At 40.8% G+C, this 25559-nt stretch carries 25 protein-coding genes and 2 pseudogenes; 11 read left to right on the top strand and 16 right to left on the bottom strand.

All coding sequences use genetic code 11. From position 1 onward, the window contains the following. Positions 1-208 precede the first annotated feature (208 nt). Complete coding sequence (gene pdxY / locus ACGEDC_RS13165; RefSeq protein WP_394493751.1) at positions 209-1063, top strand: pyridoxal kinase PdxY; 855 nt, start codon at positions 209-211, stop codon at positions 1061-1063. Positions 1064-1167: 104 nt separating this feature from the next. Here the strand turns inward: pdxY and ACGEDC_RS13160 are convergent, their stop codons facing one another. The 3 genes from ACGEDC_RS13160 to ACGEDC_RS13150 form a co-directional block, all read right to left on the bottom strand. Next, positions 1168-2364 (bottom strand): alginate export family protein, encoded by a 1197-nt coding sequence (locus ACGEDC_RS13160; protein ID WP_394493749.1) that lies wholly within the window; start codon positions 2362-2364, stop codon positions 1168-1170. 303 nt (positions 2365-2667) lie between these two features. Next, positions 2668-3165, bottom strand: coding sequence for a type II secretion system protein (locus ACGEDC_RS13155; protein WP_394493747.1), 498 nt, complete (start codon positions 3163-3165; stop codon positions 2668-2670). A gap of 203 nt (positions 3166-3368) precedes the next feature. Then, the gene (locus ACGEDC_RS13150) at positions 3369-3899 is read right to left on the bottom strand and encodes an NUDIX hydrolase (RefSeq protein WP_394498341.1); all 531 of its coding nucleotides are present in this window, start codon (positions 3897-3899) and stop codon (positions 3369-3371) included. 161 nt (positions 3900-4060) lie between these two features. Between ACGEDC_RS13150 and deoD the strand changes: the two genes are divergently transcribed. Together deoD and tsgA are read left to right on the top strand one after the other, a co-directional pair. Next, complete coding sequence (deoD, locus tag ACGEDC_RS13145; protein ID WP_055024784.1) at positions 4061-4765, top strand: purine-nucleoside phosphorylase; 705 nt, start codon at positions 4061-4063, stop codon at positions 4763-4765. A 39-nt stretch (positions 4766-4804) separates the two neighbouring features. Beyond that, on the top strand, positions 4805-5968 hold the full coding sequence (tsgA, locus tag ACGEDC_RS13140) for an MFS transporter TsgA (RefSeq protein ID WP_394493744.1): 1164 nt from the start codon (positions 4805-4807) through the stop codon (positions 5966-5968). 79 nt (positions 5969-6047) lie between these two features. Here tsgA and ACGEDC_RS13135 read toward each other — a convergent pair whose 3' ends face one another. Beyond that, complete coding sequence (locus ACGEDC_RS13135) at positions 6048-6722, bottom strand: Crp/Fnr family transcriptional regulator (RefSeq protein WP_394493742.1); 675 nt, start codon at positions 6720-6722, stop codon at positions 6048-6050. Positions 6723-7011: 289 nt separating this feature from the next. Here ACGEDC_RS13135 and ACGEDC_RS13130 point away from each other — a divergent pair, with 289 nt between their 5' ends. The 3 genes from ACGEDC_RS13130 to ACGEDC_RS13120 all read left to right on the top strand — a co-directional run bounded on the left by ACGEDC_RS13130 (position 7012) and on the right by ACGEDC_RS13120 (position 9909). Continuing rightward, positions 7012-7824, top strand: coding sequence for a hypothetical protein (locus ACGEDC_RS13130; protein ID WP_394493740.1), 813 nt, complete (start codon positions 7012-7014; stop codon positions 7822-7824). Between the two features lie 427 nt (positions 7825-8251). Then, positions 8252-9316, top strand: coding sequence for a YHYH protein (locus ACGEDC_RS13125; protein WP_394493738.1), 1065 nt, complete (start codon positions 8252-8254; stop codon positions 9314-9316). A 65-nt stretch (positions 9317-9381) separates the two neighbouring features. Further along, the gene (locus ACGEDC_RS13120; RefSeq protein ID WP_192022200.1) at positions 9382-9909 is read left to right on the top strand and encodes a hypothetical protein; all 528 of its coding nucleotides are present in this window, start codon (positions 9382-9384) and stop codon (positions 9907-9909) included. Between the two features lie 105 nt (positions 9910-10014). Here ACGEDC_RS13120 and ACGEDC_RS13115 read toward each other — a convergent pair whose 3' ends face one another. From ACGEDC_RS13115 to ACGEDC_RS13100, 4 genes are all read right to left on the bottom strand, one after another. Continuing rightward, positions 10015-10413: a YgiW/YdeI family stress tolerance OB fold protein gene (locus ACGEDC_RS13115; RefSeq protein WP_394493735.1), complete on the bottom strand. Its 399-nt coding sequence runs from the start codon at positions 10411-10413 to the stop codon at positions 10015-10017. A 341-nt stretch (positions 10414-10754) separates the two neighbouring features. Next, the gene (locus tag ACGEDC_RS13110; protein ID WP_055024791.1) at positions 10755-11075 is read right to left on the bottom strand and encodes a hypothetical protein; all 321 of its coding nucleotides are present in this window, start codon (positions 11073-11075) and stop codon (positions 10755-10757) included. 165 nt (positions 11076-11240) lie between these two features. Then, positions 11241-11555, bottom strand: coding sequence for a hypothetical protein (locus tag ACGEDC_RS13105; protein ID WP_394493733.1), 315 nt, complete (start codon positions 11553-11555; stop codon positions 11241-11243). Beyond that, positions 11534-11803, bottom strand: a complete 270-nt coding sequence (locus ACGEDC_RS13100) for a type II secretion system protein (protein ID WP_394493731.1) — start codon at positions 11801-11803, stop codon at positions 11534-11536. Before ACGEDC_RS13100 ends, ACGEDC_RS13105 begins: the two co-directional genes overlap by 22 nt. A gap of 403 nt (positions 11804-12206) precedes the next feature. On the opposite strand from ACGEDC_RS13100, the gene ACGEDC_RS13095 reads away from it, so the two are divergent. Then, positions 12207-13013 (top strand): SDR family NAD(P)-dependent oxidoreductase, encoded by an 807-nt coding sequence (locus tag ACGEDC_RS13095; protein ID WP_055024803.1) that lies wholly within the window; start codon positions 12207-12209, stop codon positions 13011-13013. A 45-nt stretch (positions 13014-13058) separates the two neighbouring features. Here ACGEDC_RS13095 and ACGEDC_RS13090 read toward each other — a convergent pair whose 3' ends face one another. Then, entirely contained in the window at positions 13059-13235 is a 177-nt protein-coding gene (locus ACGEDC_RS13090) for a hypothetical protein (RefSeq protein WP_394493728.1), read from the bottom strand. A gap of 146 nt (positions 13236-13381) precedes the next feature. Between ACGEDC_RS13090 and ACGEDC_RS13085 the strand changes: the two genes are divergently transcribed. Next, the gene (locus ACGEDC_RS13085; protein WP_065109955.1) at positions 13382-14257 is read left to right on the top strand and encodes a radical SAM protein; all 876 of its coding nucleotides are present in this window, start codon (positions 13382-13384) and stop codon (positions 14255-14257) included. A gap of 115 nt (positions 14258-14372) precedes the next feature. On the opposite strand, the gene ACGEDC_RS13080 is transcribed toward ACGEDC_RS13085, so the two are convergent. Continuing rightward, complete coding sequence (locus ACGEDC_RS13080; protein WP_394493725.1) at positions 14373-15362, bottom strand: hypothetical protein; 990 nt, start codon at positions 15360-15362, stop codon at positions 14373-14375. 625 nt (positions 15363-15987) lie between these two features. Between ACGEDC_RS13080 and ACGEDC_RS13075 the strand changes: the two genes are divergently transcribed. After that, positions 15988-16167 (top strand): PA3496 family putative envelope integrity protein, encoded by a 180-nt coding sequence (locus ACGEDC_RS13075; protein ID WP_394493723.1) that lies wholly within the window; start codon positions 15988-15990, stop codon positions 16165-16167. A 286-nt stretch (positions 16168-16453) separates the two neighbouring features. On the opposite strand, the gene ACGEDC_RS13070 is transcribed toward ACGEDC_RS13075, so the two are convergent. Both ACGEDC_RS13070 and ACGEDC_RS13065 read right to left on the bottom strand, forming a co-directional pair. Further along, entirely contained in the window at positions 16454-18280 is a 1827-nt protein-coding gene (locus ACGEDC_RS13070) for an alpha-amylase family glycosyl hydrolase (protein WP_394493721.1), read from the bottom strand. Between the two features lie 56 nt (positions 18281-18336). Then, positions 18337-19343, bottom strand: a pseudogene (locus tag ACGEDC_RS13065) (aldo/keto reductase). Positions 19344-19511: 168 nt separating this feature from the next. Between ACGEDC_RS13065 and ACGEDC_RS13060 the strand changes: the two are divergent. Then, a complete protein-coding gene (locus ACGEDC_RS13060; protein ID WP_394493719.1) occupies positions 19512-20411 on the top strand; it encodes a LysR family transcriptional regulator in 900 nt (299 codons plus the stop codon). A gap of 119 nt (positions 20412-20530) precedes the next feature. Here the strand turns inward: ACGEDC_RS13060 and ACGEDC_RS13055 are convergent, their stop codons facing one another. Continuing rightward, a complete protein-coding gene (locus ACGEDC_RS13055) occupies positions 20531-20950 on the bottom strand; it encodes an energy transducer TonB (RefSeq protein ID WP_394493717.1) in 420 nt (139 codons plus the stop codon). Further along, complete coding sequence (locus tag ACGEDC_RS13050; RefSeq protein ID WP_394493715.1) at positions 20923-21213, bottom strand: hypothetical protein; 291 nt, start codon at positions 21211-21213, stop codon at positions 20923-20925. Before ACGEDC_RS13050 ends, ACGEDC_RS13055 begins: the two co-directional genes overlap by 28 nt. Positions 21214-21691: 478 nt before the next feature. On the opposite strand from ACGEDC_RS13050, the pseudogene ACGEDC_RS13045 reads away from it, so the two are divergent. Then, positions 21692-23772, top strand: a pseudogene (locus ACGEDC_RS13045) (M13 family metallopeptidase). A 75-nt stretch (positions 23773-23847) separates the two neighbouring features. On the opposite strand, the gene ACGEDC_RS13040 reads toward ACGEDC_RS13045, so the two are convergent. After that, positions 23848-24831, bottom strand: a complete 984-nt coding sequence (locus tag ACGEDC_RS13040) for an MDR family oxidoreductase (protein ID WP_394493713.1) — start codon at positions 24829-24831, stop codon at positions 23848-23850. A gap of 47 nt (positions 24832-24878) precedes the next feature. Then, on the bottom strand, positions 24879-25523 hold the full coding sequence (locus ACGEDC_RS13035; RefSeq protein ID WP_394493711.1) for a TetR/AcrR family transcriptional regulator: 645 nt from the start codon (positions 25521-25523) through the stop codon (positions 24879-24881). Positions 25524-25559: the final 36 nt, after the last annotated feature.

Genomic DNA, 25559 nt, shown 5'->3' with positions numbered 1-25559 from the left:
CACAGACTACTATCTCTATTATTGATATATCCATACTAATATTGATATATCCATACTAAGCGACTATAAGCTAACCATGAATTAGCATCTTAAAAGCTAAAACTTATAACACTTAAAAAGTAACTAGCTCAGTCAGCACATCAGGCTGTGTATTAAGCTCAATTCAAGCGATAACTGCATCAAACAACTCAATAAAAGTAGGTCATAAATGAAAGGCATTATTTCAATTCAATCTCATGTGGTATTTGGCCATGCTGGCAATAGCTCTGCAGTATTTCCGCTGCAACGCATGGGAATGGAAGTCTGGCCTATTCATACCGTACAATTTTCTAATCACACCCAGTATTCACAAGGGTGGAAAGGCCGCGCTTTTTCAGCAGATGATATCAATCAGCTAGTCACTGGTATCGACAATATAGGCAAAATAGCAGACTGTCAGGCGGTATTATCAGGTTACCAAGGTAGCGCAGAACAATGCCAAGCTATTATTAACACGGTCAATACTGTCAAACAGCAAAATCCAGCTGCACTTTATGTGTGCGATCCTGTGATGGGCGATCCTGAAAAGGGCTGCATTCTCGCAGATGGTATTACCGAACAATTGATAAATGAAGTGATGCCGATTGCAGATGTGATTGTGCCGAATCAATTTGAGTTAACACAGTTTACTAAAATGGAAATCAACAACCTTGAGCAAGCCAAAGCCGCTTGTCAAAAAGCGTTATCGATGGGGCCTAAAATGGTGTTGGTAAAACACCTGCACTCTGTTGCTGATCAGACTTTTACCATGATGCTCGCCACTAAATCAGGTTGTTATATTACCCAGCGCCCACAACTTGAATTTGATAAACAACCTGTTGGTGTCGGTGACTTAATCTCCGCTTTATTCACTGGTGGATTATTAAATGGCATGAGCGAAGTCGATGCATTTGAGCATGCAACTAATGCCTGTTACGGCGTATTAAAAGAGACTCACCAAAGACAAGAATGGGAACTGCAAACCATTGCTGCGCAAAATGAATTAGTTAATCCGAGCGAGAAGTTTCGCGCTAAAGCGGTATAAGTAATGGCATAAAAAAGCAGGAATCTAATCGATTCCTGCAAACTAGGTGGGGAGCGTCAACAACGACAGCTCACCTAAACTGCCGTTGGTTAGATGTTTACAACTTAGTAGTTAGCTTGGAATGTCAGCCATAATTTATCGGTATCATTTGAGAAATCATAACCTTCGTCAGCACCACTGAAGCTTGCATATTTAACGCCTAGGCTATAATGCTTCGCAAATGGGTATGTAGCAGCAACGCCCCACTCAGTACCCATATCGATATCACCATAATCTGACTCAAACTGGTGGTATTTAGCCAAAAGTTTAAGGCCGGCAATTTTACCCGTTACAATCACATGGGTATCAACTAAACCATTATCCCAGTTACCTTTACCGCCAAATAAAAACTTATCAGTCCAACCGTTAAAGGCATGTAATGTTGCTAATGGTGTAATAAAGCCAGCTTTGCCGCCGTCAGAACCAAGTACTTCGTAGCCAATTTTTGCGCCAAAAGCATCAAAATCAATACCGGCACCTAATTTGTAATAATCAGCACTGTAACTTACTGGGTTATCACCGCCTTCAGACTGCTGAGCATATTCAGCTTCATAGCTCACTTTCAGTGCATCTAACTTAATATTACCCGTTGCACGAACACCAAAGGTATCAGTTGAGAATGCAGCAACATCTGTATTATCAATCAGATAGCCGTAACCACTTAAATTAACAAACTCGAGTCCTTTGTAATTGATATTGATTAAGCTGGTTTCGTTCTCGTGTTCTTCTTTACCTGAGCCTTCTGGGAAAATACGATTCACATTGGCCACATACGCATAATAGGCAGTGAGGTTTTCAATCGCCGTATTTTTAACAGATACCGCATCGTAAGTTTGTTCATTTTGACGGAAGCCAACCCCACCAACAAAACGCTGATTATCTAATAAAATGCGTTGACGGCCTAATTTAGCTAAGGTTTCAGCAGGCCCTTTGTAACCAATAAAGCCTTGGTTTATTTGAGTATATTTGTAATCACCAATTAAAGGTTCATTATCGGTTGAACGCACATCGTCAACTTCTGCTAAAGCAAATAGATTATAAATATCACCGGTTTGATAAGTTAAACGAGTACGTAATGTGGTTTGATTTTGCTGGTCAACATTCGCCACATCGACATCTTCATAGCGAAGTCTAAACTGCACATTCACTGAAGAGTCATCGATAAACGCTTTTTTTAATGGATCGACGCTTTCTGATTCAGCGTAAGCTGCAGATGTCGCTAATCCGGCAAGAACAGCTAATGTGAGGGTAGTTAATTTCATTTATTGTAATCCTTATATTTCATCATCTCGAGTGATGTTATATAGGTGAAATAAACTATAAATATTGATCTAAAACAATGTTACAAAAAGACTGCAATTACGTATCAATAATTGTGAACAAGATCATTAACTAATACTAATTTAGCATACCTCGAAATAGGTATTTTCAGTAATACCTCATATATAATTTGCTAAATAACCAATATCGATTTTAGTTTTATGCTAACAAAATATGTAATCCGAATATAAGCAGCCAAAAAAAGCCTGAAATAAAAATTTCAGGCTTTTTCATTTTCGATGAAATTAACAACCCGTAACGGTTAAATCATAAAACGCTGGCTCTGCAGCATTCGCTGTCACGCTATAGCGTAAGTTACAATTGCTGCTGATATCGTATCCTTGTGGGAAAATGTACACACCAGAGTTGGGTACATCATAGATCCCCCAATCTTGAGTAAATGCTTCCGCTGGACTGGCTAACTCAGCAAAGTCCCCTTCTACAGCTTTAGGAATATTCACTTTAGATGCAGTAATGCAGCCCACTGTTGTGGCAATTTTCACCCCATTGAAATCAATTTCTCCAGAAGCCAGACTCGTTTGCGAGTCGATAGCCGCTTTTGAATAAACCAGTGAATTCGCCGATTGTAAACTCGCTTGTAAGCTTTGTAAGTTGGCAGTCACTGCGTCTGTTTTCAGATTTAAAAACTTAGGTGCAGCCACAACAGCTAACACACCTAAAATAATAATGACGACCACAAGTTCTATTAACGTAAAGCCACGTTGTGAATAACTGCTTCTCATAATACTTCTCAAATAACATGATATTTCAATAGGTTTAAAACAAGCCAAACCCTATCAAAATCAATATGATTAATAATAGCCGCAGCATATATGAAGTCCGTACACTCAGCCACTACATACGTAACAAAAAGGTTTTAAATTGTTGGTAGAATTACGCTTTTGTTACACAAGTCGTACTTTTAAGCCATCAAACATCCAGCGTATTACAGTAGCTCTTGTTTAATTAACTTCAGCAAAAAGGTTTCACGCTCAATGGATAAGCCTTTCTTGTCACTATTGGCCATCGTATCAAGGTTATGTTGAATGGCTTGATCAATGTCCATCCAGACAGGCTTCATGCCATTATTAATTTCATGCTGCTCAAATTGGGTATCACCTAACTCTTGATCTATTTCGCAGGTATAACAATAAGACAGCATATGCATGAGGTTTGCCGCATTCCTAGCCCAAGGGCGGTACTCTTCATATAAACCAAACTCGTTAATATTTCGAATATCACGCGCGCCCGTTTCCTCACTCAACTCACGGACTAAGCCTTGCTCAATATCTTCGTGATCATCAACACCACCGCCTGGCAATGAGTAATCATGATAGCGGGCGGTATACAACATCAGTATTTTCTGACCTTGTAGCACAATCGCCCTTGCTGCTCGTCGAGTTAGCATGACGTTATTTGTATCGTTCACAAATTCAATGGGGGTATCTGGATGATGAGTGGTTTTTAAATGGCGCATAAGCAAGTAACGAGAATCACAATAGTTGAAAAGGCGCATCATACGCCAATTTTGTGATCCACTGATAGTTTTTGCTGATCTTTCAACCTATGCGGACTTTTGTCCTCACAGCTTAAGTTCTCGCCACTTATTATCGAGTTAATTAAAAAAGGGGAAATACAATGACCGCACACATCAATGGCAAACTGGGTGATTTTGCCGAAACCATTATTATGCCGGGCGATCCGCTACGCGCTAAATACATCGCTGAAACCTTCTTAGACAATGCAGTCGAAGTGACCAACATTAGAAACATGTTGGGTTATACCGGTTTTTATAACGGCCAAAGAATTTCAGTCATGGGACACGGGATGGGGATCCCGTCGATGGTGCTGTATGCCCATGAATTAGTAAATGACTTTGGCGTAAAGCGCATTATTCGAGTAGGCAGTTTAGGTGCGACGCAACATGATGTAAAAATTAACGACGTTATTTTAGCCCAAGCAGCAGGCACCGACTCACCAACCAACGCAAAACGCAGTAGTGGTTATCAAATGGCTACATCGGCAACGTTCAGCCTATTAAACAAAGCCTACACTATTGCTCAACAAGAACAGATTAACGTTAAGGTGGGCAATATTTTCACTGGCGATCTGTATTACGATCCAGACGAAGATATGATCCCAGCACTTGAACGTTTTGGTGTATTAGGCATCGATATGGAGGTCGCAGGCCTTTACGGGTTAGCCCATCAACACGGAATTGAATCATTAGCGATTTTGACTGTATCAGACCACTGCTTAACGGGCGAAGAAACCACCGCAGAAGCAAGACAATTAACCTTTAACCAAATGATAAAGCTGGCATTAGAAACAGCAAGTCAATAAAACAACATTAGGGTTGTTACAGCATAAAGGGCACCAATTATGAAAAATAAAATATCCTTAACTCTGCTCAGTTTCTTAGCCAACTTTGTGATGGCAGGTTTTGCTACGCAATTTGGCATGCTAATCGAGCCAATTGCCAATAAGTTTTCCGCTAACATCAATGAAGTAGCTTCTATTTTTTCATTACTCAATGGCGGCGCATTAGCAGGTACCATTGCCGCTTTCTTTTTGATTGAAAAAATCGGCGTCAAACGCATCACACTGATCAGTTACGTATCTATCGCATTAAGTGCTACTGCGCTGCATTTCACCAGTTCACTATCCGTTGTCATGATTGCCATGACAGTCATTGGTTTGTGTGGAGGTGTTGGGCTATGTATCGCGGGCACCATTGTGGTATCAGTCTGGAAAGATAAAATTCAAAGCACCATGCTTGTAGTACAAGATGCCACCTTCAATGTTGCAGGTGTCATCTTCCCAATGATAACCACATACGCCCTAACTAATGCACTCTCTTGGAGTTACAGTTATTTAGCTGTGGGTATCGTTGCACTCGCTACAGCTGCTATTGCGCTGCTAACCAATTTTGACCTCTGTGAGTCTACCTCTGCTACCGATGAAGCTGAAGAAAAGTCAGAATGGAACCTTGGCATCATTAGTGGTGGTGTAGGCTTGTTTCTGGGCATGCTGAGCCTCTATACCTTCCTCACTTGGGCACCGACATTTGTGTCGCAAAAATTTACTATCCCATTTGAAGAAGCTGGCAATATTATTACTCAGTACTGGTCAGCAGCATTAATCGGTGCGTTAGTCTCAACAGCCATTGTATCGCGAGTTAAAATTCAGCACTTTATTATGGGAATGATCTCCCTTGCGTTAGTGATTACCAGCTTAATTGTAACGACAACTAACTTAGAGTGGATTGGCTACTTAACCTATGGCTACGGTTTTGCTTGTGCGGCGCTGTATAATGCTTTCATTGCTTACGGCGTATCATTCGTCAAACAAGCAAGTAGCAAAAATGTGTCTTATATCTTAATCAGTGGTAGTGCTGGCGCAATGTTCAGCCCAGCGATTAGTTCAATGTTTGAAAGCATCATTGGCCTGCAAACTGTGATGTATGCTATCCCTGTTATTTATGCATTGATTATTATGATGTTAATTGCTTCTCGTCGCCAACAAGCGTCATTGGCAACAGCATAAGCGGAAAATAAATCGTCAAAAAAGCCTCTGATATCAAAATGATAAAGAGGCTTTTATATAAACCGTTAATGTAATCGTTTTATTGTGCGATGAAAGCTTTCAGTCCAGCTAAGTCTTGAATAATAATGCCTTCTTTTTCACGCTTGATCAGTGCTAAATCTTCCAGCTTTTTAACTGCTCTTCGATATACTCTGTCAGTGGTAGCAAAGCGCTCAGCCTCTAAGTAACACCGATTAAATCCTTCAACGGGCTGGTCATGCAGATACTGATGATATAAATCGTAGGCAATATTGTAGGCAATGGGATACAGCATTCTTCGAGTCAAAATATCCACGGTATCTTGGTAGTCTATTGCAATTGCGCTGGCAAAAAATAATGCAAACTGTGGGGTTTTAACTAATGCCTCATGTAACTTATCGCCATGAATAATTGATATAGATAATGGTTCTTCAGCAATAATATCCAACTGACAAAGATATTGAGTAAAAAACTCCATCTCGCCAAATATTTGCGAATCACATGTCATGGTACCGAGTTGGAAACTACGACCATTTCTGGCGGTATAGCCCATAGAAATTCTGCCACTTGAAACATAAATCAGCTCATTCACCTGCTGACCTTGCTCCATTAATTTATAGTGACGCTCTACCGTTTTCGTTTCTGTAATACATTGCCTCATGATCTTCTCAATCGAATCATGATGCTGCTGCCACTGATCTCGAAACCTTCCCTTCGCAAGCGGTTTTAATTGCATATCAACGTCTATATAAGCTCATTTTCTCTCGATTATAACGGCTATTTGATAGCTTACGTAATCTCACTGCCATTCAAGCCCAATAAATAGCTTAAATTCGCTAAGAAACGAAACCACACAATTCAAGCCTCACCACTTCACTCTTTACACCGCTCACACTTTTATACAAATCAAATAAAGCATAACAAATTGATAAATAACAACAATTGATACAATTACACACAAGTATTACCAAATAGCAACAGTCAATCTTGTTATTTAAATCAGTAAACAAACAAGGATGTAAGATATGAAACGATGCCACTCTCAGCCACTCAAACTGACCGCAGCGATTGCTATTAGCTTTGTGGCTTTTTCTGCTCAAGCTAATGATACGCTAGCATCAGCTAACAACCGTTTTCATCACGATACTAGTGCTTCATATATCACTGATACAGACAACAGCGACAACGCTTATCTATTTGCCAGTTATCATTATTTTGATGCCGTGAGCACTGATTTAGGTCCTTGGGCCATAAATACCTTTTTGGCTCAATCTTCAAACTTCGGCGTAAACTACCTTAAATCAGATCTAGCCGAGACCAGCAGTTATCAAGTCGATGGCACTTATGTTTTTGAATCAAACTGGTTCATTGGCGCAAATTATCAGCAAATCAATGATGACGATGACTCCTTTGCCTGGCCATATAATTACGACGAGTCACTTTATGGTCTTAAGCTAGGTTATTATTTTAACGAAAGCTCGCAAATCTCCATTTTTTACCAAAACCAAAGTGGATCAGATAGTTATCAACACACAAGTGGCAGTGGTCAGAATTTCCAAATCGGCTTATTAGCAGCTAATTTTGATAACCAATCCGATACCTTCGGTATAGAGACTCAAAGTTATATCCCAATGGAATCAATTAATGGGGTGAATTTGTTTGCACGTTGGCAGTACACAGATGCGAGTCAATATTACTATTATCGACTCGCGCAAGATGTTTTTTTGCCAGAACGCTACTTCACCACTGACATTGATAATACCTTCAACCACATTTTTCTAGCCGCTGATTTTTACATCAATAAGTCGTGGTCAATAGGCGCGCAATACGATTGGTAAGATATTGATATCAAGCAATTTAATAGTAGCAGCTTCCCCCTGAGGGGGATACAATTGAAGTCTCTGACAGTGTCAATAATTACGGTCTGAACACGGCTTACTGGTGGCAGATATCATCCCATTTTTCTGCCAAATTTAGTGCAAGTAAGCTATTTAATGACAATGACGATAACCAAGACTCCTTGCTATTTGGCCTAGATTTAAATGCAAGATTTTAAACCCAGTAAGTTTATGCTCTTCCGCCAATGAGTTGCTTAGTGTCATCGACATGACTTTGATGGCGATGACCGCTTAACAACAAAAAACTAACATTTATCCACTTTCTCCTTCGTTTCTACACATTTGCTGCACATTTCATCGCTACGATAGACCTTACTATATGAGCAAACGCTAACTTACCCTTTGCATTACATAGGAAATCGTTGCGATGAAACTGACAGTTAATTCAAATAATATAAATGCCAACCTAATACTGCACTGGCTATCTTTATTACTTATCTGCACATTAACTGCTTGTGGCGGTAGTGACAGTAATAGTGATGCAGAGATTGCAGATGAAACCCAAGAAACGGTCACAACCCCCAATGACAATTCAGGTGATGATAACACTGGCGGTGACTCAGGTGATGACTCTGACGGCTCAGGTGCTGATGATGAAGGAGCAGATTCAACTGATGGGGTGCTTTGCGACTATGTAAATAGCACCTATAACGAATCTGAATCGGTTTATAACACCAGTAACGCCGAATGGTCATGCGAGGGAGGTGAACGCTTATTAGAAGCAAACGGGATCCCTGACCATGATGTCGGCACTTTCCCCAATGCCAACAACCCAAATATGATTTTCGAGCAAGATATCTCAGCTAATTTCAGCTTAACGCCTGTCGAAACTAACACTGCCACCGTTCTAGGCGGCCCAAGAGGCACCCTAGGTTATGTACTCAATGGAGTAAAAATTGATGACAGTACAGCGGGTACTTGTGATGATTCTGGAAATAACTGCAGCTTAGTAGGCAACGAGGGTAATTGGAATATTGAGGCATTAGGCCAAAGCAACTTTAACTTTGGTACCGACGATAATAACGCCCACGTTCAACCTGGAGGCGAATACCATTATCACGGAATGCCAGAAGGCTTTATCGAACTTCAGCAAGGCGGTAATGACAAAATGACCCTCATAGGTTGGGCTGCTGATGGGTTTCCTATATATGCCCGATATGGTTACAGCGATGCCAATGACGCCAGTTCAGAGCTCAAAGCCATACAAGGGAGTTATCAGCTAGTCACCACGGTGAGTGAAAGCAGGCCTTCGACCGAGATTTATCCACTCGGGACCTTTGCTCAAGATTGGGAATATATAGCGGGTTTCGGTGACTTAGATGAATGCAATGGACGAGTTGGAGTCACACCTGAATTCCCTAATGGCATTTACCACTATTACGCCACCGACAGTTATCCGTACTTTCAGCGTTGTGTCAAAGGCGAGGTTTAGTCTCTATTTATCTGATTGAAGCCAATAACACGATTACACTTACATCAATTAAGAGTATACCCAAGATGATGTTATTAAAAATTATCACGATATTAATAATCTGTATTCTAATGTGTGCCAACGCACTCGCACATATGATGGTTGCGCAGCACGGCACCATCAATATTGTTGATAAAGGCGCCTTTATGGTGCTGTCCTTACCCGTATCTGCCTTTGAAGGTTTAGATATGGACAATGATGGCAAAGCATCCTCTGCCGAACTTACACGATACAAAAACCAAGCAACTGAATTAATACATGAAAATGTGCAGCTTAGTGACTCAAAAGCCAAGCTACCATTGCAAGGGTTAATCATTTCATTAGCATCTCATGGCAATCCCAAAAAGCCGTCATCACACTTAATTGTGATGGGTAAATACCCCCTAGATAACACCAATGACGAATTAACGTTTACCAATCGCTTATTTGGTCGTCACTTGCCTGAGCAACAAATGGATATGACGATTACCCGCCAACATGATAAGCAAAAACAGACCTTTATTATCGATAAAGATCAGTCGTCTAAAACCTTACTTAATGCCTCTGCAGACTAATTTCTCAAAACAAAAAGGCGAACCATCACTAGGATGATTCGCCTCTTATTTTCTTAATGAATAACCTCGTTAATAATCTTAGTTATTAAACTCGGTTAACCTGTATTAGTCAGCTAAACGAACAACATCGACATCTAAAGACGTATTAGTCCACTCGCTATCCACTTCACCTTGTAAAGTCAGCTTGGTTTCTGGAGTCGCATGAATACCACTCCATTTGTCATCATCAATTTCGACAATGATTTCGCCACTGTCATCTTTAAATCGATACTCTTCATCACCTAAAGACTCGACGATAAACCCTGTTAGTATGGCTGGAGCATCGTCTTTTGCCTCTAATGCAGAAGCAACCGTATGAGCAGAGCCAGCAACTGGTCCACTGAATCCACCAGCTTGCTTTAACGCTGGTGTCGTTACGGCAGCATTATCAGAATAACCTTCAGACTGATTTGCCATTGCTGCTGATGACATAAATAACACACTGCATACTAATAATTTTTTCATTTCTATCCTCATTAACATCATTGGCTAATAGATTAAGGTTTGCGACAAACACGCTCTTTTTGCACAAGCTGAAACATTGGTTAACACCTTTTGTTGTTGGCGGAATAATACGCGATTACTGAGTGTTAAAGTCCAAGATGACCGATTGTTAATGTGAAACATTGTTCATCATTGGTTTATTAAGGTGTATTAGCGCCTCAACCATTAAAGTTATGCTTGATGTGGCTATGATATGAAGAATTATTGATACCTAGTTACCACTTTACGCCACTGTGGTCTCATATGATGTCAGCAAGATAAATAGAAAATATATCAACAAAAAAGAGAAGCAATGATATGGGTTAGTCATTTAACATCGACTCACATTCGAAGCCTTGTCTCATAGAATCGAATCGACAGTATAAACCACACTGCCATGGTGCATTGTTATATTCTGCCGATACTGTCTGTGCATGAGCTTTACATGAAGGGTAATCTACAAAATCTGTATCCATTTCATAAGCGGCAGAATCATAACCATTTTTATACACAAATGAGCTCCAAACTTCAGGGCCTTTATGTTGATTAGACTGATTGATCATCACAACTGATGTGATAACAGCAATTAGCAAGCCGATGATAACGACGACAGATACAAGGTTAGCGTTTTTAGCTGTAGGCATAATAATTTAGCGAAAAATAAACATGGCATTAGCATAAGCGGTTATTAGTGAAAAGCAATCGCTACTAAGCTAAATCAGTTCGAAAAACATAGGATTTAGCTACAACTAAAAGCAGCCTCAACACATGAGACTGCTTTATATTTCAATCTATAAATCTCAGCCTCCTTAACACTTGTTTGGATCAGTTTCTATTATGTACTCTGGTAATTCTGTTGTACTTTTTGCCTCCTTATAGATTAACTTACATTCTGCAGGCGCACCGACTTGCCAAATAGTCGCTTGCCCATTGCCTTCATACATTGTCCATTCAGCACCTCTATCAACAGCCATGGTTGGATCGGTTTCAGAAACGGCTGAGTTAAAGTCATTTTGTAGCAAATTATCTAAATCTAGTTCAGAAGCAACCACATAACCGTAGGCTGTGAACAAATCATTACCTGTACCGATATCTAAATCCGTCACATCTGCTTCTTTCTCCACTCCAGCAAGACTGGCTTTGAATACACCAATGTATTAGCACTTTGAATCGCCGCTTTCATTCCAGCAAGCGAACTCACGCGAGCATCACCCTGCAAATTAATGAACTTGGGCGCGGCCACGACAGCTAAAATGCCAAGAATAATGATGACAACCACTAATTCGACTAAAGTGAAGCCGCCTTGCGCTTTAGTTGTCGACTTAGTTGTCGACATTGAAAAATTCGGTTTTGTAACCATTGATAACTTCATAGTGATACCTCGCTATAGAGACATTTTCGTCTCTCTGATGAAGGCTTAAGTCATCTTAAACCTCGAATGCCATCCTAGCGTTGGAGTTAATCCACCTTATAACCATCACTCTATTTTTTCTTAATTGAAACGACTTAATTGAAACGACAAGTGTATCAACCACAAAACCAAATAGAGTAAAGACCCTAAATCAGCATTGGACTCAATTTTGTGATTGTGCAAATTAAATAAAGTTAATTTTTAACCAATCTATTGCAGCTATTTTCAGTGCTCTATTATCAACCGAATCTATAAAGTGATTCTGTATTTAGTGCCATTATCAAACACTCAATAAGTGCTAATATTAATGAATCTAAACAGTGGACAGCGCCCCAGCGGCGATTAATATCATTAGGAATACACCATGCAAAAAATCATTCTTGTTACTGGTTCAACAGATGGAATTGGATTAGAAACAGCAAAAATGTTACTCGCTGAAGGCCATAAAGTTTTACTTCATGGACGTAACCCTAACAAACTTGCCGATGTGGAAACGCTGCTTATTAATAGCTCCTCTGCCGCACAAATCGAAACGTATGTTGCCGATTTATCTAGCATGAGTGATGTCAAAAAGTTAGCAGCAAACATTAAAGAAAAACACAGTAAACTGGATGTGTTAATTAACAATGCTGGAGTTTATAACCCTACGACGTTAATCACCTCAGACGGCTTAGATTCACGCTATGCAGTAAACACTTTTGCGCCTTATTTGCTTAGTAAGTTGTTAATGCCGATCATGGATAATAGCGGCCGCATTGTGAATTTATCTTCAGCTGCACAAGCCGCTTTTTTAGCTAGCGACATGGCACAGCCAAGTCAGTTATCTGATAGTACTGTCTATGCCCAAAGTAAACTTGCGCTGACAATGTGGTCACGAGATCTCGCCTTATCAGTTCAAGGTCATGGACCTATGATTGTCTCGGTCAATCCTGCTTCGATGTTAGGCAGTAAAATGGTTAAACAAGCATACGGTGTGGCTGGCGGAGATTTATCAATTGGTGCTGACATTCTAACCAGAGCGGCATTATCAGAAGAGTTTGCTCAAGCAACTGGGCAATATTTTGATAATGACAGAGGCCAATTTGCATCACCTCACCCTGATGCACTTGATGTAGCTAAAACCGCAAAAGTGGTTGCTGTGCTTGAGCGAGTTCTTACAGAGCTAAGCTAATAATTAAGCTCAGCTTCAATTACAAAAACCTTAATATTAAAAAAGCTAATGGCCCGTGCCTTTAGCTTTTTTATTGCCCTGCGATGACTCATTCTTTTGATAAAATCTGTCATCTTCAGCATAAGCACAACGCCTTTTCATCACGGCAAAAACCTGAGTTGCATAACAGTCCTGTGACTTAGCAATAAAGCGATTATCAACAAAATCGATAAACTGATTCAATATAGTGCTTAATTATCAAGCTAAAAATCTACTGCTAAGATCGCCCTCATTGTATTGCTAGGTGTCTTTTCATCTAGCGTTGACCTAGAGTGTCTCCACTTCTAGGTGATGTATTCTCAATAAGACGACAGTCTTAAGGAAACGTTATGCGTTATGAAGGCAAAGTTTATCGTCCATGGCCCGAGGCTGACAGCATCCTCATTCAGACCACATTAGGTTGCAGTAACAACCAATGTACTTTCTGCAATATGTTCAGCGATAAACGATTTAAAATTCGTGAACTAGAAGATATTTTTAGTGATATTGAACAGGCCAGAAAAATCCACGCTCACGTTGAATCTATCTTTTTGATTGATGGCAATGTCATGGCTGTAAGAACCGAATTTTTATTGGCGATTCTCAATAAAATTACTGAGACTTTCCCTGAAATTCAAAATATTGCTTTATATGCAGGCTTTAATGATTTTCGCCGTAAAACTGTGGCAGAACTTAAACAAATGCGGGCAGCGGGTTTGACAATGGCATACGCAGGCTTAGAGTCTGGCGATCCTATTGTCCTCGATAACATCAAAAAGGCGATGAAACCTGAACATGCCATTGAAGGCATGGCGATGGCAAAAGAGGCAGGGATTAAAGTGCTGGCTTCATTTATATTTGGACTAGGTGGCCGTCATCGCTCAAAAGAGCACATTAAAGCGACTACAGATATTTTAAACATTATGCAGCCGGAAGAAATTGCGCCAATGGCCATTGCAATTCAGCCAGGAACTGAACTCGAACAGCAAGTACTGCGTGGTGAATTTGTTATGCCAAGTCCATTACAAGTGCTGGAAGAAGAGAAGTACTTACTGGAAAATTTAGCGGACTTTGACTGCTATTACTGGGGCGATCACGGTAATAATATCTCGCCAATGCGAGGCATGTTACCTCAAGCTAGAGTGCCATTTAAAGATAGAATTGAACATGAAATAGCAACCAATCCAGTGACAAAACAAGACATCATTCAAACGTTTTCTTGGTAGGCTAACATGCTAATTTAACAGCTATTACCTTGCAAAGTGTTGGGATTCCCCCTCAACACTTTGCCATTATTTAAGCCACTGTTTTTACTTTACTGAATGTCATATCAACCACGCATTAGTTCACGGTATACCGTAGCAATACCTCATTATCTAACACCACATTAGTAGACCAAATAAAGCTGGCTCCCACTCCACTGAATTTTTCGATAAAATTCATGTAGGCTTTTTTATTATTCACTCCTATTTCATCATCTGAGTATAAGCTTGCGCGCGGCCAAGTACTTGAATCAAAATCTTCATTCATCCAATTATCAGCCATCGTCCAATGCACGGCATACGCTTGTTGTCCATTTTTCTCATCCGTAACACCACAATCAGTAGATAATCTCGCGCCGTCTTTTTCAGATAAGCAGCTTAAATCTAAAATTGGAGAGGTATAAAAAGTTTGCGCTTGCCAATCACGATTTGTCACAGTGCCATCACTAAAGCTGGCAATAAAGCCCCCATCACCAGCATGGTATGCATTACCTCTATTATTCTCAGAACCTATACCTAGGTTTTCTTCCCAATCAATGACTTTAACTGCAATGGTATAAGGTTTACTGACCTTAAATTTTACAATACTTGAATTAAATGGCGTAAATGGCACGCTATCAACGGCGATTAATTTGCCATTGATATAAAGCTCAAAGTAATTATCTGCAAAAATATACCCAGTAATCACCTCACCTTGCGGGTCAACTGTCACCACAGGTACATCATCTTGATTAACTTCGGCTAAATTTCTAGGGGTAATACCAGCGCATTGTTCATATAAATCCATTGCTTTGGGCGCACTGCTAAATTGATTACTGCCTGGTACAGTCCATACTGCGCCCTGCGCATCAGTAATCTCACCTATACCTGCAACGCGGCTACGACCATTTTGACACGTAAACAAATTACTGACGACGGTAGTCGCAGCGCCTTGGGTAATACTCCCTAAGCCGAGATAGTCATCATGGTGCATTTGAATATCATCAGAAGCACAGCTCATCGCTGTACTTCCTATCATGACGATACCGCCAACTGAAAATAGGATGTTTTTAAACAATTCGTTTTTCATAGGCCCTTCAGTCAATCAAATAAGTGTGTTGGTTAATAATAGGCTATTCATAAAAATATTGAATAAGGTTATTTAACCCTAGCAAGACACTAATCACTAGCAGCTTTACAGTCTTTTAAGCTTTGACATAAGTGGCACACAATGAGAATTACTGCGTATTGAGCTTAAAAAACGCAGATGATGAATGATGAAGTGACTCACTTGACCCTTTGCCACCTCTGTTAGTTATGCGTGCCTTAATGACCTTAATCTTGTATTGAATAAATGAATATAGTGACTAGGGCCTGTTGATCTTTGCTGGTTATGTTTTGTTTCGAAAAAAATAACCTTGAAAGAGCAACATGCCCTAGATAGTTAGCAAAATAATTCGCCTATCCCCTTAAAATATGACGAATATCTCCTTTTGAAACTTTAAAATAAAATTGTTATACGGATCGCATTTTTATTTTGAAACTCCTGATAAATTCCAGCTTAAGCATACACTAATGTAGTGTTTATTTTTACCAATACTAAATGCTTGTAGTTTGGTCTCTATGTTTGATATCGACAGGTTTTCTTGAATACCATCAGCGCCATTTGGCCCATGAAACACCAAGAAAATTCGACTCGATAATGAGGATATTTTATGGCTGAAATTATTGAATTTGTTCCAAGTAACACAGAAATAGATGGGGTTGAAAAACCATCTAATCCAAAAGCAAAAGAAGATATACAACACAGACGTGAAGTAAAAAGACGTCTTGAAGACTACCTCGAAGCACAACAACTCAAACGTGCAATGGGTGAGGATGATTTTTTTGCGTAATCCCTAACATTCTTAACTAACGATTTCATTTTCCAATACAGGCGTTCATCTCCCACCACGCTTTGTTATTCATTAAGCTCATTGGTTTCTGAGCTTAATGAATTATCCAATAATCCCCACTTAGTTTCATTAATCACTGCGCAATCGTTGCATCACGCTTATCCAATAAAAAACCACTGTAAACTCATGCCTACAGTGGTCAGGAGTAAAAAGGGGAAAGCTCCTTAGTGAGGTTTTATCGTCAATCTGAGTCTATATTGACTCCTTGCTATTAGTCGTTGCGTTGCTAATAGTCGTTGCGATGAGTCACTCGATACACCTCAAAACTTAAACCTGCGAGTGAGACCTTAATATCATGCTCATTAATCCTGACTTGACTCGTTGATATAGCAGTCTTTGATGATGTTGCCGCTTCTTTTAAAGCCTGCGTATTAAGGAGTGAATCCACTTCAGTAACCTGCATAGGAATCGTTGCCGAAGCCAAGCTGGTACCAGTATTAAATACCATCAATAACTCCTCACCAGTGCTGCTATCTATTCTTGAAAAAGCAAACATAGCGGCATGACTTGCGTTCTCTTTATCAGCATAAAATCGAGCTTGATACTCACCACGACGTAAAACCCGCTCAGTCTTGCGTAGCTCACTCAGTGCGGCAATGGCCCTATACAAAGGATGCGCTATATCGAAGTTGTCATCAGCCGTTGTTGCCAAAGTGCCCAATAACGAATTGTCGTTATAGCTTGCGACATGTGAGGCAAACATGTCTTCTCGGGCATCAATATCATTACCATCGCCAGTAAACCCTTGCTCATCACCGTAATACACCACCGGAATCCCTCGAGATAAAAACATAAAGGCATGGGATAAAATACTGCGCTGTAATTTTTCTGCTTCTGTGCTGGCAATGCCAGCTTCATTGATAAAGTAACCTGCTCGTCCCATGTCGTGATTACTTAAAAAAGTCATCAGTAAATCTGCTTGGCTATCTTCATCTTTATACAAATCATCTTGCTCAAATAATTGCTTGGCAAGCAGCGGACTTTGCCCTTGATAAAAGATTTTTGCTGCCACGTCTTGAAAAGCAAAATCCAATACCGACGGCAGTTTTCCATCTGTGGTGTATAAGCTCAAATTAACAGGGTTGGTATCATAGACTTCACCGAATACATGAAACTGAGGGATCCCCTGCTGCTTGGCAAACTCAACAATAGCAGGGCTGAATGTTTGCCAAAATGATAAATCAACATGACGCACGGTATCGATTCTGAATCCATCAGGTTTAAATTCAGCAATGAGGTTTTGATATATCTCGACCATCCCAGACAGCACTTTAGGATGCAAAGTATTCAGATCGTCTAGACCATTAAAATCACCGTTTAATGAACTTTCTCCCTCAAAATTACTGTCGCCTTGATTATGATAATACTGTGGGTCATTTAGCCAAGATGGTGTTTTTATATTGGCTTCATCATCCAATAGAAATGGCGAATACTGCTCACTCATTGCTGTGTTGACTGGCTTATATTCACAACGCGTTAGCCCTTCAATAAATCGACCATCAAGTTGATGGCACTCTTTATAACGAATGATATCTGCAGTGTGATTAGTGATAATGTCAAAAAATACTTTCATGCCACGTCGGTGCGCCGCATCAATCAATTGTTTCAGGTCATCGTTTGTACCAAAGTGCGGATCGATTTCAGTAAAATCGACAATCCAATATCCATGGTGAGCAATGCCGTCTTTTTGAATCGCATTATTTCTTAGCAGTGGTGTCATCCATATTGCTGTAATGCCAAGCGATTCAAGATACGCAAGTTTCTGTTCAATACCGTTAATATCACCGCCATGAAAACCTCGCTCAGTAAGGGGATCAAACCCGCCATGAGATACACCAGATACGGCTCCATTGTCATTGGCTTGATTACCATTGTTAAAACGATCTGGTAAAACAAAATAAAAAATGTCATCTCGAATATCACGATGAAGATAATCCTGATATATCACTTTGTCGTCCGTTGCTTTCGCATCGTTTACCTTAGGCGTAGTGTGTACGTGTATGTGGAAGGCCAATAACAGTAAAGCCAAACTCGTGAAAAATATTTGTTTCATAACACCTTCTTAATCCATTAATGAATAATCCAAATCAGCCCTATAACGTGCTGAAATTAAGGCAGTTCATGCCCCTTTGCACTGACATATAAAGCATACCAATGCTCTCGAGTTAGCTGTAACCCCACTGCTTGCTGACATGCTGCAATACGTTGTAAGTCGGTTGTTCCAACCACTGGCTGAACTCGAGCCGGATGCTGCATTAACCAAGCAAGAATGATGGCCTCTTTACTGACACTGTATTCAGCGGCAAGCTGACAAACTAATGCGTAGGTTTGTTTAACCCGCATTGGCTCATCACTGACACCTGCGCCGCTGTATCGTCCTTGGCATAAGCTTCCCCACGACTGCACTTGAATGTGTTGCTGTTGGCAATACTCCAATGTGCCAGGGGTAAAATTAATATCAGCCCCAAGCTGATTTCCGGCATAAACAGTTTCATCTATCCAATGCTGTTTGTGTAAACTCAGCTCTAACTGATTCACGACCAAAGGCGTATCTAAATGCTGTTGCAGCATACGCATTTGATGGTGTTGCATATTCGAGACACCTAAAAATCTCACTTTGCCTTCGTCACGAAGTCGGTGATAGGTTTTGGCAACATCTTCTGCATCCATTAGCGGATCTGGTCGGTGTAATACCAGTACATCTAGGTAGTCAGTTTGCAGGTGTTTCAGACTTTGATTCACACTGTGGCCTATCCATTGTGCCGATAAATCATAGCGTTTAGGCCCCTTATCATCAGCAAATCGAATACCGCATTTAGTTTGAATCAACATGTGCTCTCTTAGCTCAGGTCGAGACGATAAAACTTGACCAAATACTTGTTCCGCTTTACCAAAAGTATAAATATCCGCATGGTCAAAATAGTTTATCCCTTGGTCTAAAGCGGTATTCACCACATCATGTGCCTGCGCTAAGTCTTTTGCATTTATGCCATTATTATTCCAGCCCCTCCTAACCCCATACAGCCATACACTAAAGGGCTTGCGTGAGGTAAGTGCTGATTAAGAGGTAAAGGATTAGGGCTAACATTTGCCAAAGGTTTAACGACAGACTTCATGGTTTAATCACTGATGTTAAGTATTAAGATGATGCATATTCTCAACATTAAGCCCATCAGTGGAACCGTATTCTCCAAAATCATTATTTGATATAGCTACCAATAACAAAATACAATTCACTTTAAAGAACAAAAACTATCATACATATTTTATGAAGGACTAAGCTAATGAGCCGAGAGCACAAGAAATTTGAGCGACTATTTCTATTTAATGAAGTCGCAAAACAGCTCAGCTTTACTGAAGCAGCGGCGACTTTAGGCATATCCAGAGGCTATCTTTCGGAACAGATCCGCCAATTAGAAAAGGAATTTGGCAGACCTTTGCTGATCCGCAGTACGCGCAGTGTAAAACTCACACCTCAAGGTGAATTAATATTGGCGAAGATGGGACAGGTAAAACAATCGTTATTGGAGTTAGATAGGCAGATACGCCATGACAATGACAGTATTGCGGGTCGAATTCGTATTACAGCACCCAGCCAGTTTACCCAACGTTACCTATTAACTATTTGCCGTGATTTTCAAAAGCAAAATCCACTCATTGAGTTTACGCTCGACAGTAGTTACACCACCTACGATTTAACCCAAAATGACTTTGATTTATCCATTAGAGCAACCAAAACACCACCACAAAATATGGTGGCTAAAAAGTTATTTTCTTACCAGTATGTATGCTGCGCGGCACCCGCTTATATTGAACAACACGGTGCTCCAAGTACAATTGAAGAGCTGACACAACATCATTGCTTAACCTCTGAAGAACAAAGCCTGTGGCATATAGGTCAAGAACCGATGATGGTGAAAAGTCATTTAAGCATTAATGATAATCACATGCTAAAAGCGTTAGCACTTGATGCCCAAGGGATCATTTTTGTGCCTGAGTATTTGGTTGATAGAGAACTTGAAGTTGGCAACTTAATGCCTTTACTCGTCAATGAGCCCACACAGGCCTCTTCTACTTACCTTGTTCATCCACAACTGATACATCAATCAGCAAGATTAGCGAGTTTTATTACCTTTACTTCAGACTGGATAAGTCGTCACCTGCCGCCATCACAGCGACAATAGTGGTTTCGCAGATTAACCTAACTCTGCAGCTTAATGAGCTAGGTTAACCCGAATAAAACCGCCAATACGGCTACGTGCGATTACTGAGTGCAATTACTGAGCGCTATTACTGAGTATTATTACTGAGAATGATCGAGCGTAAAGTCTAATCTTACTTGCTGATGACGTTGGATCACGCCCTGACCTTTGACCGTTTTTGGTTTGTACTTCCAATTATTAATCGCCTGCAAAGCTGCACGGTTAAAGGTTCTTTTAGGTTCAGCCTCCAGCACTTGTGCATTGATAACCGCCCCACTGCTACTGATATCAAACATCACTATCACATAACCTTCTTTCCCGTCACGAGCAGCATCCATAGGATACTGAGGTGAGACTTGTACTACAGGCATTGCGTCCCCTTCATTAAAGCCCGGAGTAAACGTTTCTTGAATCGGCGTCGTCATTTCTGGCGAGATGTCATCAAAAGTATTATTCGTATCCGAGCTGGTTGTCGCAACCGTATCGCGTTTAACTAAGGGCGGTATTGATTTCTTTTCCAATCTAATTTTTTTATCGGCTTTGACGGCTCTGCTGGCCTCTCAAAATAATCAATGATTGGGCTCGGTTGCACTTCTTCCACATAAACATCATCGCTTTTTATCAACTGGGCCATGAATACAAACAAGGCAAGCGTGATAGCCCCACCAACGAGTAAAATACTCACATGACTCACTATACGAGATGAGGTAATACAATGGAAAAAATTCACAGAGTTTGAGTAAAAAGCTGAACTATTTTGAAAAGCAGTTTGATCTGAGGTCATAGACATTCCTTGTGTAATGTAGAATTAATACAAACAATTAAGCTGCCTTTTAACCTGTAGTCGTCAATTAACGCACTTACCAAATATTTTGTTACATTTAGCCAAAACAACCAGAACCACACATAAAACAAAACAATTAATTAACAAAAAATAAACACGGAAAGCGCTTTCAAAATAACATTATTGTTTCGCATTAATATTTAACACTTATCTCCCAAATGCTCACCTCATTGTTTCAGTTTAGATTCATACCTAAGTATTAAGCTCAAGCTGGCTATATACGTAACAAGATTTGCTAACAATTATAAGATTGACTTTTTGGCTCAGTCTTAGAATATGGTGGCGATTATTAGATATGGATCCTATAGATAATTGCAGTAAAAAATTGTCGTTGTAAAAAGATCGCCCGAATAAAAATCAAAATAAAACCAATAAAAAACAAAAATGAACCCCATTTTTTGTAAGGAAGCAGACCACAATGAAAAAAACGCTAATTGCAGTTGCACTAGCCTCAACCTTTTTGAGTGCTTGCGGCAGTTCAGATGTCAAAGTCAATGACACGAATAAGGCAGAAGCTACAGTAACAAAAGCCACCAACACCCCCGCTGAGTTAGGCGATTTCGGGATTGATTTAACCGCCCGAAATGAAGCGGTAAAACCGGGTGACGACTTCTTTATGTATGCCAGCGGCACATGGTATGACAACTTTGAAATGCCCGCGGATAAAACCCGTTATGGCGCTTTCACTGCATTAGGTGAGCGCAGCGAGAAACAAGTTAAAGAAATCATTGATGATATCGCTAGTCGTAGTGATTTAAATGCTGAAGAGCAGTTAATTGCAGATTTTTATCAGTCTTACATGGACACTGATACCATCAATAAATTGGGTATTACCCCTATTCAAGGCACATTAGATACTATTACCGCAGTTAAAAACACTGATGACTTAACCAAGGTATTTGGTAACGCGTGGCTCACCGATGCTGAATCGCCAATTTATGGCGGTATGTGGTTCAACCGTTTAGATCCAAACCAATATGAACTGTCTATTGGCGCTGGCGGTTTAGGCTTACCTGATCGCTCTTACTACCTAGAAGACAGCGAGCGTTTTGTAAAAATTCGCACCGCTTATGTGAGCCACATTGCTGAAATGCTAGCTTTTGCTGGCATTAAAGATGGCCAAGCTCGCGCAGAAGCTATTCTTGCGTTAGAAACTAAAATTGCTGAAGGTCAATGGCCACGTGAGAAACGCCGTAACCGTGACTTAACCTTAAATCAGGTTAAACGTGCAGACTTAAATAATGAGTACCCTAACTTCAACTGGGACTTATTCTTTGAGCAATCAGGTTACCAAATCCCACAACTTAACGTGTCTCAGCCTGAGCCTATCAAAGCGATGATTGAGCTAATCAATAAAGAGCCGTTGAATGTATGGCAAGACTACCTGACCTTCCACACTGTCAGTAACAATGCAGGCTTACTATCTGAAGATATCTACAACGCAAGCTTTGCTTTTTATGGCAAAGAACTGAGCGGACAAGAAGAGCCTAAACCGCGCTGGAAACGTGCAGTAGCCGAAATGTCTGGCACCCAATCGTTAGGTTTTGCTATTGGTAAAGTGTATGTAGCGCGTTACTTCCTGAGTCATCAAAACAGCAAATGGCTGAATTGGTTGAAAATCTTCGCACAGCGTTAGGTCAACGTATTGATGGTCTTGATTGGATGGGTGATGAAACTAAGGTAAACGCCCACGCTAAACTTGCCGCCTTCAAACCTAAGATTGGTTACCCAGATGTATGGCAAGAATTCGATGGCCTAACATTAACCAACAAAGATTTAATCACTAATATCCAAAACTTACGCCAATACTTCCATGCCGATAGCGTTGCTAAAGAATTGAAAAAGACTGACCGTAACCGTTGGGGCATGACACCACAATTCGTCAACGCATACTACAATAGCTCGTTCAATGAGATTGTGTTCCCAGCAGCCATTTTACAGCCACCGTTTTTCGATCCAAATGCCGACCCAGCTGTGAACTATGGCGGCATTGGCGCTGTGATTGGTCATGAAATGGGACACGGCTTTGATGATCAAGGTTCTAAATCTGATGCTAACGGTATTCAACGTAACTGGTGGACCGACAGTGACCGAGCTGCATTTGAGGCGAAAGCCGATATGCTTGCAGATCAATACAGTCAATACGAGCCACTACCGGACAACTTCGTAAATGGCCGTAACAGCTTAGGCGAAAATATTGGTGATGTAGGTGGTTTAGCCATGGCCTATCATGCATACCAGTTAAGCTTAAATGGTAAAGAAGCACCGATTATTGATGGCCTGACGGGCGATCAACGTTTCTTCTTAGCATGGGCACAAGTGTGGAAAGAAAAACGCACCGAGCAAAGCATGTTAAGTCAGCTGCGTGCAGGTACTCATGCACCTGGCCGTTACCGCGCACTTGCGCCACGTAACCATGATGCATGGTACAAAGCGTTTGACGTGAAACCAGGTGACAAGCTTTACTTACCAGAAGACCAACGCGTTCGTATTTGGTAATCGGTCAATCACCCGATAAATAAAAAGCCAGTCAATTGACTGGCTTTTTTATGAGTCGATGAAAGTGTACTTTTGCTACTTAGTTAAATCGACCACAACGCGGCCACGAACTTGACCTGCCATTAACGCTTCTGCCGTGCTTATCACTTCATTTAAGCCAATATCTGCTGAAATATCATCAAACATTTGTGGTTCAATAATCTCAGCTAAGCGTTGCCATGCCTCAAGTCTGTCTTCAAGAGGACGCATAACACTGTCGATACCCGCTAGCGTCACACCACGTAAAATAAATGGCATGACAGAAGAAGGAAAGTCCATCCCTTGTGCCAAGCCACAAGCCGCCACAGTGCCGCCATATTTTGTACTGGCGCAGATATTGGCTAAGGTGTGACTACCAACAGAATCAATCGCCCCAGCCCAGCGCTCCCTGGCTAATGGTCTACCTGGCTCCGATAGGGTGTTACGGTCAATCACTTCTGCAGCGCCAAGCTTTTCAAGATAAGCGGCTTGATCTGCTCGCCCTGTTGATGCCACAACCTGATAGCCAAGTTTGGCTAAAATGGCGATAGCAAAGCTGCCTACACCGCCATTAGCGCCTGTCACCAGAATTTCACCTTTTTCAGGAGTGACGCCATTTTTCTCCAGCGCAATCACACTCAACATTGCGGTATAACCTGCGGTGCCAATCGCCATAGCTTGCTTTGGTGTAAAGGCATTAGGCAATGGGATCAACCATTCACTTTTTAAACGCGCCCGCTCAGCAAGACCACCGCAATGCACTTCACCAACACCAAAGCCATTGAGTAACACGTAATCGCCAACTTTGAATTTATCAGTGTCGGACGCTTCAACAAGCCCCACTAAATCAATACCAGGCACCATAGGAAACTGCCTGACCACAGGACCTTTACCGGTAATTGCCAATGCATCTTTATAGTTTATCGTGCTATAAATCACTTTTACGCTTACATCGCCATCGGGTAAAACACTCTCATCAATTTCCTTAACTGCCGCGCGATATCCTTGGTCATCTTTTTCAATTAATAAGCCGTTAAACATGGTCACTCCTCAATATAGACCGCTCGTCTATAAATAGTTAAAAAATTTTATCGCGGTAATCCTGCGATAAAACATTCAAGGTAATTTTGCAGTGGCTGAGTGCTTCTAACTAACTTTGCACGGCTTACTGCCCCTTCCCAGCCAACCCAAAAATGCTCAGCCAATAAAGCACAGTTAGCCGTTGGGGATAATTCGCCCTCAACTTTGGCAGCCTCTAGACAAGCCGTTAATCTTTGCTGCCAATCTAAAAATATATCAATTAATTGCTGTCTGTAGCTTTCAGGTAATAAATCCACTTCTTGGCCTAAATTGCCAACCAAACAACCACGCTTAAATTGATAGCGCTCCATACCATCCATCGCACTTTCAACAAAAAGGCCAATACGTTCAAGCGATGAGTAAGCTTCGTTTAGCAAGCACTTATCAAGTTTGTAAGCAAAATAGGTAGCGTAGTTTTCAATCACAGCCTGACCGAATGCTTCCTTACTCGCAAAGTAATAGTAAAACGAACCTTTGGGCACACCGACCTTTTTAAGAATTTGATCGATTCCAGAAGAGGCAAAGCCATTCTCAGTCAGTTGCTCAAGACCACTGCGAATTAGTTCCGCCCGAGTATCTTGACTCTCTCTCGCCTGCTTGGGCGGCCTACCACGTCGTGGTTTAGTGATGTTTTCTACAATTGATTCTGTCATAAAATGATATTAGACCGATCGCCTATTAAAATGCAA

Origin of the sequence: Shewanella sp. ENK2 (genome assembly GCF_043568515.1) — a bacterium.
Classification (GTDB): domain Bacteria; phylum Pseudomonadota; class Gammaproteobacteria; order Enterobacterales; family Shewanellaceae; genus Shewanella; species Shewanella japonica.
Note: the sequence above shows the minus strand (reverse complement) of the source record. Positions and strands in the feature narration are given on the sequence as shown.

What these genes read in the sequence shown, in the direction of transcription:
- pdxY (WP_394493751.1), top strand. Translation starts at nt 209, where the DNA reads ATGAAAGGCATTATTTCAATTCAATCTCATGTGGTATTTGGCCATGCT.
- ACGEDC_RS13160 (WP_394493749.1), bottom strand. Translation starts at nt 2,364, where the DNA reads ATGAAATTAACTACCCTCACATTAGCTGTTCTTGCCGGATTAGCGACA.
- ACGEDC_RS13155 (WP_394493747.1), bottom strand. Translation starts at nt 3,165, where the DNA reads ATGAGAAGCAGTTATTCACAACGTGGCTTTACGTTAATAGAACTTGTG.
- ACGEDC_RS13150 (WP_394498341.1), bottom strand. Translation starts at nt 3,899, where the DNA reads ATGCGCCATTTAAAAACCACTCATCATCCAGATACCCCCATTGAATTT.
- deoD (WP_055024784.1), top strand. Translation starts at nt 4,061, where the DNA reads ATGACCGCACACATCAATGGCAAACTGGGTGATTTTGCCGAAACCATT.
- tsgA (WP_394493744.1), top strand. Translation starts at nt 4,805, where the DNA reads ATGAAAAATAAAATATCCTTAACTCTGCTCAGTTTCTTAGCCAACTTT.
- ACGEDC_RS13135 (WP_394493742.1), bottom strand. Translation starts at nt 6,722, where the DNA reads ATGCAATTAAAACCGCTTGCGAAGGGAAGGTTTCGAGATCAGTGGCAG.
- ACGEDC_RS13130 (WP_394493740.1), top strand. Translation starts at nt 7,012, where the DNA reads ATGAAACGATGCCACTCTCAGCCACTCAAACTGACCGCAGCGATTGCT.
- ACGEDC_RS13125 (WP_394493738.1), top strand. Translation starts at nt 8,252, where the DNA reads ATGAAACTGACAGTTAATTCAAATAATATAAATGCCAACCTAATACTG.
- ACGEDC_RS13120 (WP_192022200.1), top strand. Translation starts at nt 9,382, where the DNA reads ATGATGTTATTAAAAATTATCACGATATTAATAATCTGTATTCTAATG.
- ACGEDC_RS13115 (WP_394493735.1), bottom strand. Translation starts at nt 10,413, where the DNA reads ATGAAAAAATTATTAGTATGCAGTGTGTTATTTATGTCATCAGCAGCA.
- ACGEDC_RS13110 (WP_055024791.1), bottom strand. Translation starts at nt 11,075, where the DNA reads ATGCCTACAGCTAAAAACGCTAACCTTGTATCTGTCGTCGTTATCATC.
- ACGEDC_RS13100 (WP_394493731.1), bottom strand. Translation starts at nt 11,803, where the DNA reads ATGAAGTTATCAATGGTTACAAAACCGAATTTTTCAATGTCGACAACT.
- ACGEDC_RS13095 (WP_055024803.1), top strand. Translation starts at nt 12,207, where the DNA reads ATGCAAAAAATCATTCTTGTTACTGGTTCAACAGATGGAATTGGATTA.
- ACGEDC_RS13085 (WP_065109955.1), top strand. Translation starts at nt 13,382, where the DNA reads ATGCGTTATGAAGGCAAAGTTTATCGTCCATGGCCCGAGGCTGACAGC.
- ACGEDC_RS13080 (WP_394493725.1), bottom strand. Translation starts at nt 15,362, where the DNA reads ATGAAAAACGAATTGTTTAAAAACATCCTATTTTCAGTTGGCGGTATC.
- ACGEDC_RS13075 (WP_394493723.1), top strand. Translation starts at nt 15,988, where the DNA reads ATGGCTGAAATTATTGAATTTGTTCCAAGTAACACAGAAATAGATGGG.
- ACGEDC_RS13070 (WP_394493721.1), bottom strand. Translation starts at nt 18,280, where the DNA reads ATGAAACAAATATTTTTCACGAGTTTGGCTTTACTGTTATTGGCCTTC.
- ACGEDC_RS13060 (WP_394493719.1), top strand. Translation starts at nt 19,512, where the DNA reads ATGAGCCGAGAGCACAAGAAATTTGAGCGACTATTTCTATTTAATGAA.
- ACGEDC_RS13050 (WP_394493715.1), bottom strand. Translation starts at nt 21,213, where the DNA reads ATGACCTCAGATCAAACTGCTTTTCAAAATAGTTCAGCTTTTTACTCA.
- ACGEDC_RS13040 (WP_394493713.1), bottom strand. Translation starts at nt 24,831, where the DNA reads ATGTTTAACGGCTTATTAATTGAAAAAGATGACCAAGGATATCGCGCG.
- ACGEDC_RS13035 (WP_394493711.1), bottom strand. Translation starts at nt 25,523, where the DNA reads ATGACAGAATCAATTGTAGAAAACATCACTAAACCACGACGTGGTAGG.